The organism is Peribacillus sp. NPDC097198 (genome assembly GCF_044762055.1).
Taxonomy (GTDB): Bacteria; Bacillota; Bacilli; order Bacillales; family DSM-1321; genus Peribacillus.
In genome coordinates, this window is record NZ_JBIWDO010000003.1 from 371791 (window position 1) to 390292 (window position 18502).

General features: G+C 38.2%; 16 protein-coding genes. 14 read left to right on the forward strand and 2 right to left on the reverse strand.

The genetic code is table 11. The features are described 5' to 3' along the window. Positions 1–784 precede the first annotated feature (784 nt). From ACIQXQ_RS07260 to spoVK, 8 genes are all read left to right on the forward strand, one after another. Positions 785–2401, forward strand: a complete 1617-nt coding sequence (locus tag ACIQXQ_RS07260) for a thiamine pyrophosphate-binding protein (RefSeq protein WP_402956385.1) — start codon at positions 785–787, stop codon at positions 2399–2401. Positions 2402–2673: 272 nt separating this feature from the next. Continuing rightward, positions 2674–4434, forward strand: a complete 1761-nt coding sequence (locus ACIQXQ_RS07265) for a SulP family inorganic anion transporter (protein WP_402956387.1) — start codon at positions 2674–2676, stop codon at positions 4432–4434. 25 nt (positions 4435–4459) lie between these two features. Further along, positions 4460–4810 (forward strand): ArsR/SmtB family transcription factor, encoded by a 351-nt coding sequence (locus tag ACIQXQ_RS07270; protein WP_402875268.1) that lies wholly within the window; start codon positions 4460–4462, stop codon positions 4808–4810. Between the two features lie 417 nt (positions 4811–5227). Then, entirely contained in the window at positions 5228–5683 is a 456-nt protein-coding gene (locus ACIQXQ_RS07275) for an SMI1/KNR4 family protein (protein ID WP_402875271.1), read from the forward strand. Positions 5684–6310: 627 nt separating this feature from the next. After that, the gene (locus ACIQXQ_RS07280) at positions 6311–7621 is read left to right on the forward strand and encodes a sensor histidine kinase (RefSeq protein WP_402956389.1); all 1311 of its coding nucleotides are present in this window, start codon (positions 6311–6313) and stop codon (positions 7619–7621) included. Positions 7622–7895: 274 nt separating this feature from the next. Beyond that, positions 7896–8879, forward strand: coding sequence for a tRNA (adenosine(37)-N6)-dimethylallyltransferase MiaA (gene miaA / locus ACIQXQ_RS07285; RefSeq protein ID WP_402875277.1), 984 nt, complete (start codon positions 7896–7898; stop codon positions 8877–8879). Between the two features lie 3 nt (positions 8880–8882). Next, a complete protein-coding gene (hfq, locus tag ACIQXQ_RS07290; RefSeq protein WP_034313436.1) occupies positions 8883–9116 on the forward strand; it encodes an RNA chaperone Hfq in 234 nt (77 codons plus the stop codon). Positions 9117–9486: 370 nt separating this feature from the next. Beyond that, positions 9487–10443, forward strand: coding sequence for a stage V sporulation protein K (spoVK, locus tag ACIQXQ_RS07295; RefSeq protein ID WP_402875280.1), 957 nt, complete (start codon positions 9487–9489; stop codon positions 10441–10443). Positions 10444–10485: 42 nt separating this feature from the next. Here spoVK and ACIQXQ_RS07300 read toward each other — a convergent pair whose 3' ends face one another. Beyond that, a complete protein-coding gene (locus ACIQXQ_RS07300; RefSeq protein WP_402875283.1) occupies positions 10486–11094 on the reverse strand; it encodes a trimeric intracellular cation channel family protein in 609 nt (202 codons plus the stop codon). A gap of 163 nt (positions 11095–11257) precedes the next feature. Between ACIQXQ_RS07300 and hflX the strand changes: the two genes are divergently transcribed. The 6 genes from hflX to ACIQXQ_RS07330 all read left to right on the forward strand — a co-directional run bounded on the left by hflX (position 11258) and on the right by ACIQXQ_RS07330 (position 17782). Then, positions 11258–12511, forward strand: a complete 1254-nt coding sequence (gene hflX / locus ACIQXQ_RS07305) for a GTPase HflX (RefSeq protein ID WP_402956391.1) — start codon at positions 11258–11260, stop codon at positions 12509–12511. 13 nt (positions 12512–12524) lie between these two features. Further along, positions 12525–13793 carry a methionine gamma-lyase family protein gene (locus ACIQXQ_RS07310; protein ID WP_402956393.1) on the forward strand — a complete coding sequence of 423 codons (1269 nt, stop codon included), beginning with the start codon at positions 12525–12527 and terminating at the stop codon, positions 13791–13793. A 211-nt stretch (positions 13794–14004) separates the two neighbouring features. Continuing rightward, positions 14005–14409, forward strand: coding sequence for a MerR family transcriptional regulator (locus ACIQXQ_RS07315; RefSeq protein WP_402875291.1), 405 nt, complete (start codon positions 14005–14007; stop codon positions 14407–14409). 37 nt (positions 14410–14446) lie between these two features. Further along, a complete protein-coding gene (gene glnA, locus ACIQXQ_RS07320; RefSeq protein WP_402956395.1) occupies positions 14447–15781 on the forward strand; it encodes a type I glutamate--ammonia ligase in 1335 nt (444 codons plus the stop codon). A gap of 670 nt (positions 15782–16451) precedes the next feature. Next, the gene (locus tag ACIQXQ_RS07325; protein ID WP_402956397.1) at positions 16452–16997 is read left to right on the forward strand and encodes a GNAT family N-acetyltransferase; all 546 of its coding nucleotides are present in this window, start codon (positions 16452–16454) and stop codon (positions 16995–16997) included. 338 nt (positions 16998–17335) lie between these two features. Beyond that, positions 17336–17782, forward strand: a complete 447-nt coding sequence (locus tag ACIQXQ_RS07330; RefSeq protein WP_402956399.1) for a hypothetical protein — start codon at positions 17336–17338, stop codon at positions 17780–17782. Between the two features lie 311 nt (positions 17783–18093). Here ACIQXQ_RS07330 and ACIQXQ_RS07335 read toward each other — a convergent pair whose 3' ends face one another. Further along, entirely contained in the window at positions 18094–18471 is a 378-nt protein-coding gene (locus tag ACIQXQ_RS07335) for a PH domain-containing protein (RefSeq protein WP_402956401.1), read from the reverse strand. Positions 18472–18502: the final 31 nt, after the last annotated feature.

The window sequence follows — 18502 nt, forward strand, 5'->3', positions numbered from 1 at the left end:
ATAAAATACCTATAATTTTCTTACTTTTTTGTATTTCTTTTAGTTTTTACGAATAAACTCTCTAAAATCAGGGTATAAGATATTACTTGTATTGGAGATGATGCCTTTGATCAAACGTCGATTATTAAAAGTTCATGGAGAAATGATTCAGATTTCCTCCAGATATTCTAAAAAGCATAACAAATGGAATTGTACGGCCAAACTTCCCAATAGTTCGCTTATCGCATATTGTCGAGATAAAAACAGGATACGTGCAGAAACTGTGTCCATGAGTAGGTTAATAATTACTTATGATGATTATAAAATCATATAATCAGGATGAACGTACTTTATAAATAGTAAAAGGGCACTCAATCATTTTTGATTGGGTGCCCTGGCCTGCCCTTTTAATTAACGCTCTTTATCTTTAAATTCCTTAAATGTTTATTCCCATCATGAAATGATGTTTGTTTTTCCATACATAATACAAGCGGGGATCACTGGAGTAAGGATACATGGCTATCTTTCATATATCCTCAATATTAATAATCTCATGCATTATCAGTATCCTTTTTTTTAAAAATTATTTTGTATGTTGCTATAGTGATATACGTAATTGAAAGATGATTAGAAATCCATACAAGTAGAAAAGCTATCTGTTAATGCTCAGATGGCTTTTTTATTTTAATAGAACTAACTATAAAAAAAATAAAATTCAATACATTTGTTTAAAAGAAAGGAGATTAGTGTAAAAAATAATAGGACAAATTAACGCAAGTAATAAAAACGAGAGGGTTGAAGGATTTTGGAACATTCTAAGAATACAGTTGCCGAGTTAATCATTCAACAATTACAACTCATGAATGTGAAAAGAATTTATGGAGTGGTGGGAGATACGATAATTGGACTGATTGATGCACTGGCGAATCAAGAAAATATTAAATTCATTGCTGTTAAGCATGAATCGGTAGCCGCTTTAATGGCTTCGGCGGAGGCCAAGTTAACAGGTGGATTGGGTGTGTGTACCGCGACCATGGGACCTGGGGTCACTAATTTGCTTAATGGACTTGGTGATGCCTATTCCGATAAAGCACCGGTGTTGGCCATAACAGGGCAGGCTCCAAGTGATAAAATAGGAACGGATTTTCAACAATATGTGAATCAACAGGAACTCGTGAAGCCGTTTGCTTCTTATAGTGTAAATTTGACCAGCCCGGATGCCATTATTGAAGTGATGCATAAAGCGGCCCAAAAATCGCTTGGCCAGAGAGGGGTTACTCACCTTTCCATACCAAAGGATTTTTTCGATAAAAAAACGGAAGTGCGGCCAAGGCGTTTACCTTTACTTGTTAAAAGTACTTCCTCGCTGGAAGAAGAAAGCAAGAATCGGATTCTTGAGGTAATGAAAACAGCGAGACAACCTATGATACTTGCTGGAGCCGGTGCCCATGGTGCTTCAGAAGCGATTGAGATGCTTGCCGGTACGTGGGGTGCTGCCATTCTTACTAGCCTTGGGGGCAAGGGCGCTTTCGAGGCAAATTCTCCAAATCTTTTACAAGGCATCGGGGAAGGCGGCAATCCATATGCGAAGACCGCCTTCCTGGAGGCTGACGTTGTATTGCTTGCCGGTGTTACTTGGTGGCCCGAAGGATATGTGCCAACGGATGCGAAGATTATACAGATAGACAGTAATTTTGACAAGATTGAAAAAAGCATACCCGTAGAAATCGGTATTAAAGGTAATACTGAAGAGGTTATTCCTCAATTGAATCTTGGATTAAAAGGGCACAACAAGAATGATGAGTGGGTCGGTCGTTGCCGGGAAGTGAAAGAATTATGGTCAGCGCAATTGGAACAGGAAGGCAATAGCGAAGGTTCTCCTATACACCCAGCAAGGATTATTCGAGCGATTGAAAGGACGATAGATCCAGATGCGATCCTAGCAATCGATACTGGGGATGTAACTGTTTGGACGAATAGAATCTTGCGCCAACAAAACCAAAGGGTTCTATTTTCAGGATATTGGAGAACGATGGGGTTTGGTCTTCCAGCTGCAATGGCTGCCAAATTAGCCGAACCGGAAAAACAAGTAGTAGCCGTTGTCGGTGACGGAGGCCTTCAGATGACACTTGCTGACTTACTGACAGCCAAACGATATGGCATTAAGATTACCATCATCGTACTCAATAATGAATCACTACAAATGGAACGGGATAAAATTAAAGCTGAGGGAGGGGATGAAGTGGGCGTGGGTCTGACAAATCCTGATTTCGTAAAGGTAGCGGAAGCCTGTGGATGGAAGGGTGTGCATGTCGAAGAGGATAACTCCTTGGAAGGATCCATCACAGAAGCTTTGCAGTCAGAGTTACCCGCTTTAGTCGATATCCGTACAGCTCAAATCTTTTTCCCTGAAACAGAATGAAAGGACAATTACGTACAGGGAAAATATATAGTGGAAGGAAGTTAGTAAAAAGAGGCATTTGACCAATGGGTTAAGTGCTTCTTTTTTTGCCAAATATAATAGAAAGGACCCATCAAAAGGTACTGTATCAAAAATAAATGATTCACGCTTCCTACTGAATTACCCCCTCTCTTTAAAATGACCTTTGACAAAAAGAAGAGAAAGGGTTAAATTCTAATAATCGTATATTCAAATAATCAGATATACAAAAATAAAAAAGGAAGTGCTTTTTTATGAAGCGAAATTGGCTTATTGATGGAAGATACAAAGATTATTCTTTTCAATCTTTACAAAAAGATCTTATAGCTGGACTCGTAGTCGGTGTAATTGCCATTCCATTAGGCATGGCATTTGCTATAGCTTCAGGTGTAAAACCTGAATATGGGATATACACGACAATCATTGCCGGAGTATTGATTTCCTTATTAGGGGGTTCAAAATTTCAAATAGGTGGGCCAACAGGTGCGTTTATCCCGATTTTATTTGGGATTGTAATGACATATGGGTTTGAAAATTTATTAATTGCTGGATTTTTAGCAGGAATCATCCTAACTTTAATGGGGATTTTTAAATTAGGCTCATTAATTAAGTTTATTCCCAAACCTGTAACGATTGGTTTTACCGCTGGGATTGCCGTCATCATATTTGTGGGCCAGGTTCCGAACTTTCTGGGATTGTCTGGTGTGGAGAAACACGAAGAATTCATTAATAATGTAAAGGAAATATTCATGCATATTCAAAGCATGAATATGTACAGCGTATTAACCGCAGGTATTTGTTTACTGGCTGTTTTAGGCACACCAAGGTTCTTTCCAAAGATTCCAGGGCCACTAATCGGCATTATCTGTTCGACGTTGGTTGCCACTTTCTTATTTCCGGGTCAAGTAGCAACGATTGGTTCCACATATGGGGAAATTCCAAATAATTTGCCACAGTTCAAATTTCCTGAGATTACTTTAGATCGCATTCAACTTTTAATTCGACCCGCGCTTGTCATAGCCATGCTAGGAGCAATAGAATCATTATTATCAGCAGTCGTGGCAGACGGGATGTCCGGTAGTAAGCATAATAGTAATAAGGAATTGATTGGTCAAGGCGTTGCTAATATAATTACGCCTCTATTCGGTGGAATCCCAGCGACAGGTGCAATCGCAAGAACGGCTACCAATATTAAAAACGGGGCTGTTTCCCCGGTATCCGGTGTGGTTCATGGCATAGTCGTCCTCTTGGTTTTAGTGCTGTTTGCACCGTACGCCTCAAAGGTGCCGTTGGCAAGTATGGCTCCGATATTGATGGTGGTTGCTTGGAATATGAGTGAGAGGCATCTTTTCTTTAATATGGTCAAAATCAAAACGACAGATTCACTCATTCTAGTTATAACATTCTTATTGACGGTATTTGAAAATTTAACCAGCGCCGTAGAAGTGGGGCTTATTTTAGCCGTCCTTTTATTTATAAAACGAATGAGTGATACAATAGTAACTGAAAAAGTATTGCCTAATCCCAATAATAAACATCAACAGGTTGATAGCCGAGTAGTTACATCTACGCATGATTGTCCACAGATTAGTATATATAATGTGGAAGGGCCACTCTTTTTCGGTGCAGCCCAAACTTTTGAACAGTCTATTATTGGGACAACCCATTCCAAACCAAAGGTACTGCTTTTAAGAATGGGACAAGTCCCATTGTTGGATACCACTGGTGAGTCTTATCTTTCTAACATCGTTCATCATTTTTCTAAACACGGTCTCGTTTTGATTTCTGGAATCAAACCACAACCTAAAACGCTTCTGATCAAAACTGGCTTATATGAAGTAATTGGGAAAGATCATTTTTTTGATCATACAGGAGTAGCGATTGATTACGCTCTTGAACAGTTAAATAGGAATAAGTGTCTTGGCTGCAAGCACTTTGCCTTTAGAGAATGTTCGGCTTTATCAGGGGATCTCACCAAAGGTATTGAGGAAAGAAGACGGGCCTTTTCCAGTTAATTAAATTGAAGAGGAGAAATTATCATTGAATCTTGAGATGCAACAATTTAAAGCGGAGTTTTTTAAGGCACTTGCACATCCCTTGAGAATAAAAATTCTCGAGTTATTGTCAGAAGGAGATAAAAACGTAAATGAAATCCAAAATCTCATTGGTAGTGAAGGATCCGCAGTTTCCCAGCAGCTAACCGTTTTACGAGCGAAAAATATTGTCGTAGGAACGAAAGATGGAAATCGCGTGGTCTATTCACTAAGAGACCCCATGATTGTGGAACTTCTTTCAATAGCACGTCAAATATTTAATAATCACTTGGTAGATACGATTTCAATGCTAGATAAAATAAGTGAAAATGAGGAAAAGAATAGAAATAAGTTGTAACTGAGGCTGGGGGATGTTGACATAGCAACGTAAAGATGAACTATGTCAACACCTTTATTTTTCCTTTTTATTTGCAGAAAATACTGAAAAAAACAAACGAAATTATGTTAATATATTTTAAGAAAGTGGTATAGGATAAATATGGGGAATAATAGTTATAGTGAAGTTTTCTTTTACAAGCAACGAGTGGGAAATTTGACGAAAACGTACTATTTCCCCAAGAATTATGAGAATCTACATGGTATAGTACAATTATAATTAGATATTGTTATTTATTGTAAAACGAGATATTAAAGGGGCTATTGAAAGACAACTGCAATCAACATATATCTTCGGAGTTATCCCCTGATTACATTTAAGTTTAGGCATATAGGTGGCTAATGTAGTTTTTTATTAAAACGAACTGGAGTTGATAGGATGAGGAAAATCACTGGATACGGCAAAGCAACACAGGAAGCGGTCAATAACTTTGAGAGGTATGTCGGTTTCGAGATTCCGGCTGATTATAAACATTTCCTCCTTGAATATAACGGAGGGACCACTACCGTTCAAAATGGTAAGTTTTATGTAGAGGCATTGGACACACTTGTATCGTTAGACGTTTTATATGGGTTGGATATCGATAGTGAACAGCTTGATTTACAAAAGTTGCATGAAAATAATAAAGATGGTTTACATACAAATTGCATTATAATCGGCAACGATACCTGTGCAGGAAAAATCCTGTTGATAAACAATGATGAAGAACAAGGAATCTTCTTTTGGGATCAGGGGTGGTACGCAGATCCCTCCAGTCAGGATGAAAATATTTATAAAGTGGCAGAAAGTTTCAAATCCTTTATCGAGGGACTAAAAATCCCTGAGGAAATTTAATGGTGTAAAGTCACTCCTTGATTGGTTAAAAACCAGTCAAGGTTTTTTATCGTGACTGACAATTCCATTCTGCATGCTTTAAGCAATTAGAGTACTCATGGCAGAAAATCAATCTTTAGTAGAAAATCGAACAGGTCATTTAAGTGCTTCTCGTGGACTTGCGGGGAGTGATCCTCTTGATTTTATTGTCTTGTAAATGATTTCATCTATTGAAACTTCAACAAATTTCTACGGGGTGTTATAGTACGTAAAGGTTTGAAAAAAATGAAATCAATTAATAAAGCATGATAGCCGAAAAAAGGGGCTGTCCCAAAAGGTGTAATTACCCCGTAATTGAATAAATAGTAAAAGGCAGAAACGTTGATTTAACAACATTTCCGCCTCTTTGTTTTTGCGAAATTCACTGGAATAAGGACTTATTAGACAGCCCCTTTCACACTTGTTGAAGTCTAGAAAAAGGAATATTTAGAACGTTGTGTCATTATCTTATTTATTCATTTTGTGATTAAATATACCTATGATAATCGATATAAAATAAGTTTACTATATTCCTTTCTCTGTAATTATAGTAAAATTATAGTATAATATCCGATTATCAACTTCAAGAGATGGGGTATATAGAATTTTATGAAAAATAAAAAGGTAAAAGCATTCATTATAATGATATTCCTATTGTTACTTGGATTTGTCCTACTTAATATGTTTACTTCTTATTTAAATATCAAAAATACTGTTCAAAGGTCTGTGGCCAATCAAAATCTCTTGGTTGCTAAGTCTGTTGCTAGTACGTTGGATATAGAAGCCTATAAACGCTTTCTTAAAAACCCAGTAAAGAGCCAAGAATATGAGGATATTAAAGCCTATTTAGAGAATGTCCGTGAAAATGTTGGCGTTGTACACATCTATACTTTAAAAGTGGAAAACCCCCAAGAGTCAAGGACCATGATTGCAGGTCTCCCAGAAAACGTTAAAAGAGAACCTGAAATTGGGGAACTATGCACGGTCCCCGAACGCCAGGTCAGACAGGCCTATAAGGGAGAAAACTTCATCACGGATATTCTGGATGACCCCATATATGGGAAGTATATGACTGTAGGAGTTCCCATAAAGGATAAGGAAGGCTCCGTAATAGGTTTTTTAGGAGTGGATGCGAGTGCTGAAGATATTCACGCAATAAGCGATGAGGTTATCAATAGCAGCATTTTTAATCTGATTTATTCGGGCGCTTTTGTCATTATCCTGGCCATTGCTTTTACAATCATGCAAAGATGGTATCGAAAAGAGTTGATACGAGAGGTAGGGGATACTGAGGATACGTACAGGGCGGAGTTTCAATCTCTTATGGCATCTGTTCGTTCCCTAAGGCATGACTTCTCCAATCACATTCAGGTCGTACACGGTCTTTTAAAACTTGGAGAAAAAGATAAAGCATTAGAATACTTAACAGGTCTCTCTAAGGAGATCCATACCATAGAATCCATGGAAATGAACGTTACACACCCTGGGTTATCGGTGCTGTTGGAAACGAAAAGGCTGTCTGCCCAAAACTATAATATTGATATAAGCCTTGATATTTCTCCAGATTCTTTCGATACGATTAAGACGATAGATTTAATTAAATTGTTATCAAATATAATAGATAATGCCATAGAAGCTACGATTGAAATACCTGAGCAAGAGCGGCGTATGAATATCATTTGTAAAAAGGATAAAGGAAAATATACATTCACCGTTACGAATTCAGGACAGATGATTAGTAGGGGGGACCTGGAAAAGATTTATATAAGTGGATTTTCCACTAAAAAGAAAGAAAAAGGAAAAGAGCGTGGTCAAGGTCTGTTTATCGTTAAGGATCTAGTAAGAAGATATAACGGTGAGATATCAGTAGATTCGAATGAAATAGAAACGACTGTAACGGTCTTAATACCTGTGGAATGAAGTTTTTACAAAGAGCCGCCCAAAATGTGAGATGCTTTATTTTTGTTAGGGATGTTTAGGGGCATGAACCCGTTTATGGGATCATGCCTTTAGTCATGTGGATTTACAGACAGTACTCCAAGCGTTGAACCAGAACCTTCGCTAACTTGTTAAGGAGATATATTCGCCGATGTGAATAAATGAGTGAGGAATGGATATAATGGTTAGATGTTTAACTGCTTTTGTGGCGTTTTGTGATAAGATAAAAAAAAATCATATAAGGCAGTGAATAAAGTTGACACAACAAAAAGGAAAACTTCTAGTCATTATTGGACCGACGGCAGTAGGCAAGACGAAACTGAGCATTGAGTTGGCCAAGCGATTTAATGGAGAAATAATCAGTGGGGATTCCATGCAGGTTTATAAGGGAATGGATATTGGAACTGCAAAGATCACAAGAGAAGAGATGGAAGGCATTCCCCATTATCTACTTGATATAAAGGGGCCGGATGAACCATTCAGTGCAGCTGAGTTTCAGAAGCGGGCAAATGCTTGCATTGAGGATATTCAGGGCAGGGGCAAACTCCCTATCATAGTAGGAGGCACGGGTTTATATATTCAATCGGTAATCTATGATTATCATTTCTCTGAAGCGCCATCCGATCCTCTATATAGGGAACAGCTCGAAAAACAAGTCAACGAAGCAGGAATCGATCCTGTTTTTGACCAATTGCGGAGTGTGGACCCAGAAAGTGCTAAAAGAATACACCCTAATAATGTAAGAAGGGTGATTCGTGCACTTGAGATTTACCACTGTACAGGAAAAACAATGAGTGAGCAGATGAATCAACAACCCACGGAAATGAAATATGATACATGCATAATAGGACTGACAATGGATCGGGACAAGTTATATGAACGTATTGACCAACGAGTTGATGGAATGGTGGAAGCCGGATTGATTGAAGAGGTACAATCTTTTTATGATCAAGGATTGAGGGATTGCCAATCGATACAGGCAATTGGTTACAAAGAGATATACGACTACTTTGAAGACCGGGCTTCGGTGGAAGAAGCGATCGATTCTTTGAAGCAAAACTCACGCCGATATGCAAAACGTCAATTGACCTGGTTCCGAAATAAAATGGATGTAATCTGGTTTAATATGACGGACATCGAAGGGTTTACAAAAAAAATAAATGAAATATCTGGATTTGTAGCAGGAAAGCTTTTCAAAGAAGGCGAATACATAAATTTAGAGAGAAAAGAGGAGGACTAAATCATGAAGCAATCCGTAAATATTCAAGACCAATTTCTTAATCAATTACGAAAAGATGGGACGTATGTGACGGTTTTCTTATTAAATGGTTTCCAAATCAGGGGCCAGGTTAAAGGGTTTGATAATTTCACTGTGTTATTCGAATCCGAAGGTAAGCAGCAATTGGTATACAAACATGCTATATCCACATTCGCTCCACAGCGTAATGTTCAAATTGATTACGAAGTGAAGGAATAACCATATACATGATAGAAAAATGACAGGCGTCCCACAGGGCGGCCTGTTTTTTTGTGCTAAGAGCTTGTATCTTTTTCAAGGATTCGATTATTTTACTTGTTCGTTTTGAATATATATATGGAAGGAAGAATCATTTCTCGGGAAAGCGCAGGAAATGACAAATGAATGAAAGAAATGATGAATAGGAGATAAATTGTCGAAAGCCCCTTTATAGACAAGAAAGCTAACTGAAAAACCCAATATTCACAAAAGTAAATTAGACGGAGATATTGGCGAAGGGAAAACATATAATGACCCGAAAGGTCCTTGTGTGTTTCATGTTAAATGAATGGTTTAAAAGTTTAGGGTCCAAGATGGAGAGGTGAAGACATTGGAACAACCGATCCGTATGAAAAATAACGGGCAAATCAATATCGTTTTTAATGCGGAAAATAGAAAATCACTACAGAAAGATTTGCCGGTCAAAGAAGTGTTGGTCCAAGAAATCCCCCAACAACATGTGGCTTTGAAGGAAATAGAAGATGAACTGAAGGCACTGGTTGGAATGGATGAGATGAAACGTATGATAAAGGAAATATACGCTTGGATTTACATAAACAAACAACGTGAGACCAGAGGGCTGAAGACTGGTCAGCAAGCACTTCATATGATGTTTAAAGGGAATCCAGGAACAGGTAAGACTACCGTTGCCCGATTGATTGGTAAGTTGTTTCAAAAGATGAATGTCCTTTCTAAAGGGCATTTGATTGAAGCGGAACGCGCCGATTTGGTCGGTGAATATATTGGTCATACAGCCCAAAAAACACGTGATCTGATTAAAAAGGCAATAGGTGGCATATTATTTATCGATGAGGCCTACTCTTTGGGAAGAGGTGGAGAGAAGGATTTTGGCAAAGAAGCGATAGATACGCTTGTCAAGCATATGGAAGATCGCCAACACGAATTCATCTTAATCTTAGCAGGTTATTCTCGTGAAATGGACTATTTCCTAAGTCTCAATCCAGGGCTTTATTCGAGGTTTCCACTAGTCGTCGATTTTCCGGACTATACAATCGATCAGTTAATGGAGATAGCTGGCCTCATGTTGCAAGAGCGTGAATATATTATGAGCCGGGATGCCGAAAGGAAGTTAAAGGAACATTTAATTGTATTACGTTCCGATCGTGGCGTGGTATCGTTTTCTAATGGCCGTTATATCCGGAATGTACTTGAAAAATCGATAAGGGCGCAGGCCATGCGCCTATTAATAGAAGATACGTTTGAAAAGGTCGACCTGCTTACACTGACAAGTCAAGACCTCGTTTTCGAGGATGATGAGAAGGAGTGACAAAAGAAAGGCCCGCCATTAAACGTGGCTGGCCTTTCGCATTTATATTTTCGGGACCCATTTTTTATTAGGAAGGTGCCAATTATATGTGTAAGATAGCACGCGGAATAAGGTGACAAAAATAAAGAGTGTGTATAAATGCCATGCTTGCGAGAAAAGCCCACTGCCTAAGGCCAAACCTGCGATGATTGCCCAAACGGCATAGATTTCTTTTCTAAAGACTAACGGTTTTCTCCCGGCAAGTACATCCCTGATTATTCCCCCGCCACATCCGGTTAATGCCGCGGACACGATAATGGCGCTAATTGGATGATTCAGTTCCACTGCATACATCGCACCTTGGATAGCGAACGCAGAGAGTCCAATGGCATCACTGAAGTTTCCCCATCTGTCCCAATGCCTTGATAGATTGGTAGGGAAAAGAAAAACGATGGTGATTGATACCAGGGCGACGGTGAAATAGAGGCTTTGATCCCAAAGCGCAGATACAGGCACGCCGATTAAAAGGTTTCGAATCGCGCCTCCCCCGAAAGCCGTAACGATTCCTAAAATATATACTCCTAAAATATCATACTCTTCTTCCATTGCAATGATGGTTCCGCTTATGGCAAATGCAATTGTACCAATGAAGGTTAATACTTCCCACGTCATATCCTTTTCCCTCTATGTCATTTCAGATTTATGGTAAAGCCAAACTTGATTTTAGCATGTTACGGGTGATATTAATATGGTTACTGGCCCTGTTTTCAGGAAAATTTTATATGTGGCCATTTATTTGGTATGATGGATGAAAATTGTTTAGGTGGTGTGTGAATTGGAACAGGCAATAAGGGAAACCGCTGTATTGATTGGTTGTCAAACGACAGAGGATGAGGAGCATTTCCGCTATTCACTGGAGGAGCTGGCGTCGTTAGCTAAGACAGCAAATGGCGAGGTATTGATGACCATTACACAAAAAAGAGAACGGGTTCATCCGTCTACATATATAGGCAAAGGGAAAATAGAAGAACTACAAAACCTGGAAGCGGAATTGGAGCCTGATTTATTCATTTTCAATGATGAATTATCACCGAGTCAAATCCGGAACCTTTCTAAATTCCTCGAGGCGAGGGTGATTGACAGGACTCAGCTTATACTGGACATTTTTGCTCAGCGAGCCAGGTCGAGGGAAGGTAAGCTCCAGGTGGAACTTGCCCAGCTCCAATATTTAATGCCTCGTTTAGCCGGGCAGGGTACAGCCATGTCCAGATTAGGAGGTGGAATCGGTACGCGGGGACCGGGAGAGACGAAGCTCGAAAGTGACCGCCGTCACATTCGTGGGAAAATTGACGAAATCAAGCAACAACTAAGTGGAATCGTGAAGCACCGAGAGAGGTATCGTGAAAGGAGAAAACGAAATAAGGCGTTTCAGGTTGCTCTGGTTGGTTACACGAACGCTGGTAAATCAACCTTGTTCAACCGTTTGACAGAAGCAGATTCTTTTGAAGAAAACCTGTTATTCGCCACTCTCGATCCAATGACGCGAAAAGCGATTCTTCCTAGCGGCTTCACTGTACTAATGACCGATACCGTCGGTTTCATTCAGGATTTGCCGACTTCCCTGATTGCAGCCTTTCGCTCGACATTAGAGGAAGTGAAGGAAGCGGACTTGTTGCTCCACGTTGTCGATTCGTCTAGCTCGGATTATTTTAATCATGAGAAAACGGTTCACAACCTATTAAATGACTTAGATGTCTCTTCCATTCCCCAGCTAACGTTGTATAATAAGAAGGATAGGGTTCACGTCGACTTTTTAAGGTCTTCCAGTAATGATTCGTTATTAATCAGTGCCTATGACCAAAAAGACCTGGAAACAATCATGGAAGAAATTGAAAAGTACGTCATTGAGAAAATGATACCGTATAATGTTTTCTTACCTTCCAGTGAGGGTAAACTACTATCACAGCTGAAAAATGAAACCATTTTGCGTACTCTCTCCTTTAATGAAGAATCGGAAAGATATGAATGCAAAGGTTTTTGTCTAGCTGATCATTCAATAATTGGACAGCTAGAGAAATACTCATTATAAAAGGGGAATTTGGATGTATCAGCAGTTAAAGCATGGAGAAGTCTTAAAAACAATCGCCCAAGAAGTCGAAGCGATGATTTTTCCATTACATAAGCAAGTAGATGAAAGAATCGAGACCAATCAATTTCGCGTATTGCAAAGCTATCAGAAGCACCGGGTGAGTGATTCGCATTTTAACCCAACAACAGGATATGGATATGATGATATCGGACGTGATACGCTCGAATTAATATATGCCGATGTTTTTGGTGCGGAAGCAGGACTGGTTCGTGCTCAAATCATTTCCGGTACACACGCCATATCCACTGCCTTATTTGGGATTTTACGTCCAGGCGATGAATTGCTATACATAACTGGAAAACCATACGATACATTAGAAGAAATTGTCGGGATCAGGGGTTCTGGAATTGGGTCCTTACGCGATTTTCAAATAGGTTATGATGCGGTACCGTTAATGGAATCGGGAAGTGTGGATTTTGAAGCCGTCAGACAAGCGATCAATCCGAAAACGAAAATGATAGGCATCCAACGCTCAAAGGGCTATGCGACTCGTCCTTCCTTTACAATCGATGAAATAAAGGAAATGATTTCTTTCGTCAAGGAAATCAATCCAGAAATCGTTGTTTTCGTGGATAATTGCTACGGCGAATTTGTGGAAACGGAAGAGCCTTGTCATGTCGGGGCAGATCTTATGGCGGGTTCTCTCATTAAAAATCCAGGTGGCGGAATTGTGAAGACTGGCGGATACATTGTCGGTAAAAAAGATTTAGTTGAAGCGTGTTCCTATCGTTTGACGTCCCCAGGTATTGGAGCGGAGGCAGGGGCTTCACTATATAGCCTACAGGAAATGTACCAAGGATTCTTCCTTGCGCCACATGTCGTCGGGCAAGCGATAAAAGGTGCGATGTTCACAGCAGCCTTTTTAGAAAAAATCGGGATGAATACATACCCTCGTTGGGATGCAAAACGTACCGATTTAATTCAGTCTGTCCAATTCGATGATAAAGATAAAATGGTGGCTTTTTGCCAGGCCATTCAATATGCATCCCCAATTAATTCACATGTTACTCCATACCCTGCTTATATGCCAGGGTATGAAGATGATGTAATCATGGCTGCAGGAACATTCATCCAAGGAGCTAGCATTGAACTGACGGCAGATGGACCGACAAGGTCTCCTTATGTTGCCTATGTTCAAGGTGGCTTAACATATGCCCATGTCAAAATGGCTGTATTGACCGCGGTGAACTCGTTAATGGAGAAAGAATTGATACATTTGTGACATGAGATGGTAGCCGTTAGTTTTAAGAAATACACTTCGTGAGAACCCAGCATGTCTGGATTCTCATGAAGAAAAATAGTCATAATATTCAATGGGTTACAAATCATTCAATTTTTATGAATAATTTATGTCATAAAAGGTAACATCACCTTGACATATTAAATACCATATACTATGATTATATCAAGATAAACAAAGGAGGATGCAAAGAATGAGCGGCAACAACATTCGGCGTTCTATGCCTCTTTTTTCCATCGGAATTGTGATGCAGCTGACTGATTTGTCTGCACGTCAAATTCGATATTACGAAGAGCATCAATTAATTACTCCTATGAGAACAGACGGAAACCGGCGCGTTTTTTCTTTAAACGATATTGATAGACTCCTTGAGATTAAAGACTTGATCGAACAAGGCGTCAATCTCGCTGGCATTAAGAAGATATTTACTGTAAAAGAACAAAATTTACCGAAATCACAAGATCTTGAACAGGCGGAGAAAATAAGACGTGACTTAAGTGATGACGAACTGCGTAAGCTTTTACGAGCAGAGCTTCTCCAAGGCACTAGAAATCGCACATCTCTCCGACAAGGTGATATGTCGCGTTTTTTCAAATGAAATATCAATATGAACTATTATTTAGGGGGAATTGAAAATGGCAAAGTTTACACGTGAAGATATTACTCGTTTAGCAAAAGAAGAAAATGTAAAGTACATTCGTTTACAATTCACTGATATCCTAGGAACAATCAAAAATGTAGAAATTCCAGTTAGTCAATTGGAAAAAGCACTTGATAATAAAATGATGTTTGACGGATCTTCCATTGAAGGTTTCGTACGCATCGAAGAATCAGATATGTATTTGTACCCTGATTTAGATACATGGGTGGTTTTCCCTTGGACATCAGAAAAAGGTAAAGTTGCTCGTCTGATATGCGATATCTACAATACAGATGGAACACCTTTTGATGGGGACCCTCGTGCTAACCTAAAACGAATTCTCGCTGAAGCAAGAGAAATGGGCTTCACGAACTTTAACTTAGGACCTGAACCTGAATTCTTCTTATTCAAACTAGATGCTCAAGGCGAACCAACTCTAGAATTAAATGATAAAGGTGGATACTTTGACCTTGCACCTACTGACTTAGGGGAAAACTGCCGTCGCGATATCGTTCTTGAACTGGAAGAAATGGGCTTTGAAATTGAAGCATCACATCACGAAGTTGCCCCAGGACAACACGAAATCGATTGGAAATATGCAGACGCTGTATCAGCTTGTGATAACATCCAAACATTCAAATTGGTCGTTAAAACGATTGCCCGTAAACATGGTTTACATGCAACGTTCATGCCAAAACCATTGTTCGGTGTGAATGGTTCAGGTATGCACTGTAACGTATCTCTATTTAAGGGAAGCGAAAATGCTTTCTACGATAAAGATGGTAAATTAGAATTAAGCAAAACAGCTGAACAATTTATCGCGGGTATCATCAAACATGCACCAAACTTTACAGCGGTAACTAACCCAACTGTTAACTCATACAAACGTTTAGTACCTGGTTATGAAGCACCTTGCTATGTTGCTTGGTCCGCTAAAAACCGTAGCCCATTAATCCGTATCCCGGCTTCACGTGGAGTAAGTACTCGTGTTGAGGTACGTAGTGTCGATCCAGCAGCAAACCCATACCTTGCACTTGCGGTCATCCTAAAAGCGGGTCTAGACGGAATCGCAAATAACCTGACTCCTCCAGCTCCAGTGGACCGTAACATCTATGTCATGAACAAAGAAGAACGTGAAGCAGAAGGCATCATCGATCTTCCATCTACTTTATACGCGGCATTAGAAACATTAAAAGCGGATAAAGTCATCAAGGATGCTCTAGGTGATCATTTACTTGAACACTTCATCGAAGCAAAAGAAATCGAGTGGGATATGTTCCGCACACAAGTTCACCCTTGGGAACGCGAACAATATATGAGCACGTATTAATTCTTTGAACCCTTGACGCTCTAAGCGTTGAGGGTTTTTATTTTGTGGGTGAATACTTTATATTTATGTTTACTTTTTAAATACACAAAACACCCACACTCACGACAAAACTTTGTTTATATATGCACCGAAATTGTTCACTTAACCTTTAGCCCTACTACATCAGTATTCACTATCAATTTTATGTCGCAGTTCAACTCTCAACTTATAAGTTGAGAGTTGAACTTTAATCTTAGTGAAAGATGTTATTCGTTTTTTCTTCGGTGATGCCGATAATAGGGGTTTATTTTAACTATATTATTTTTCCTTCTATTCAACTAACTGAGCAGGATAGGTAAATAAGAATAGGAGGAAAAAAGGATAATAAATAGAATATCAATATCAATCATATAAGCAAGAAAGGTAGATTAGGCTCAATATTTCAACTCTATTTTTAAGATCGCCCCTCATTTTTATAACATTAAAGAAAATATAAAATGTGCAATTGATGAACATGTAACCTTAACAAATGGGGATAAGCAAATATTTACTCAAACAAACCTTGGAATTGCTTTGTTATTCTGTTAAAGGGCGCTTATCTGTAATATGATAAACACCTTTGTTGAAAAAAATGATTAAGTCCTTAACAGTAATTTTAAATAATTGGTATTAAGTTTAAGGAGGCTCTAGAGTGCTTAACTTAGAGATTAGAAGGACAAGAACTGAGGATATAAAAGAGTTAAATCAATTTTTTAGAACAGTAATAACTGATATATTTATTAAAGAAGGTATAGGGGATAAGCTAGAGGACATAGAAAACGAAATTGAAGCTAAGAAAACCTACTTAGAAAGTGACTTGGAAAGTAATGGTGAAAAACGATTTTTTCTGATTGCTTTAGATGGAGATAAAATAATCGGTACAATTGAATACGGTGCAGCAAGCGATCTTATAAGTAAATGTACAGATAATGCTTTAAAAAATCTAAACGAGGTGGGTACAGTATTTGTGGATCCTGACTACCAAAGGAAGGGTATAGGTAATTTACTATTAAATAAAATATATTTGACACTGCATAATAAGGGTATAGAAGAATTTTGTTTAGATAGTGGATATATAAGTGCACAAAAAATCTGGAAAAAGAAATATGGAGATCCTGATTATTTCTTAGAGAATTATTGGGACGAAGGCTATCATCACATGATTTGGAGACTCATGGTCGATGATTTATTAAAATAACCTACCTCCTTTTATTGTTTTCTTTTCAGTATTTTATGGAACTTTTATTAGACTAAATAAGCTATAAGAAGCTGTTTGGTTATTCCATAAAAGGGCGCTTTAATGGCACAACTGAACTTCTACTTTATCTGACGGGCTTTATTTTATTTATATTAACTTTGATACTTTCTAAGTATGTTACACACGACTTCTTATAAAGTAAAGTTAAAATTAAGTGTCATCATGAATTAAAAAGGTCAAGTAAGTTTAGGATGAAAGGGATTGTATGAATAAATCACATTTTACTTTATCTTTATTGTTATAATTGCCTATAGAGAATAAAAAGGAAGTGAGCCCAAATGGATAATACTAAGTACATAGAAGTGGTTTTTGAGAATTGTGAATCAATTGTCATTCCAACAGAGCGTGTTTTAGGTCTAACATATGGTGAACTAACACCTATAAAGGATGATCATCCTTTAGAAAATTCTTATCATAGCAGCCGTTTAGATTTAGAAATTTCATATACTCAACAAACAGAACTTGAATACTCCCCAACGGAGAATGATGATCTTCTTGGTGCATATATTAATAATCCTTCAAGTAATAAGGTGGAAGACAGACCTAATATTCTAGGGCGGTTATTTAATTACCATGACATTATGTATATCCAACTATTAGATACAGATGAAAAGCCCCTAAAAAATATTTATGTACCTTGGTACGAAGAGGATCAAGATGATAATCGCTATATGAAGATACATAAAGAAGAAGGATCATTTACAATTGAAATTAAACCAGAATAGTTATGTAAGCAATTTGTTCTAGATACTATACAATAAGTAATGATTTATGTGCATATATTACTTATTGTATACATCATAATGAATAAATTACATATTATATCCGAAAAAACCGTTTTTTTAACGGGAGGTGCAAAGGGTGAACAAGCATAAAGCCCGAGAGACAAGGATTGTATACAGTTCGGCAATTTTCTATTGGTTATCATCTGAAAGCTGGTGTTAATTTCACTGATATTAAATATTACTTTCTTCCATATAAGAGTCCCCAAAACAAGCCTTTGTTCTTTCAACTATGCTAATCAATATTCGTTGAATTACCCACAGACTGCAGCTAATAATTTTTGAATATCATAAATACTTTTATCTTTTTTTAATTGTTTCGATACAGCTGGTGTTTGTGCACCTGAAATCCATATTTTTAATTCTGCGTCTAAATCAAAGTGTCCAGCAGTTTCTACGCTGAAATGGGAAATGCTTTTAAAAGGTATGGAATGGTATTCTACCTTTTTGCCAGTAATTCCTTGCTTATCCACTAATATAAGGCGTTTGTCTGTAAATACAATCAAATCTCTTATTAATTTAAACGCAGCATCTACATCCTCACCATTCGCTAGAATCTGTTCTAGTTCTTTTATTGCTTCATCTTTACTTATCGTTGAAGCATTACCGATTAATCCATCTAAGAATCCCATGCTATTTCCTCCTTAAAACTTGGTTTTACTC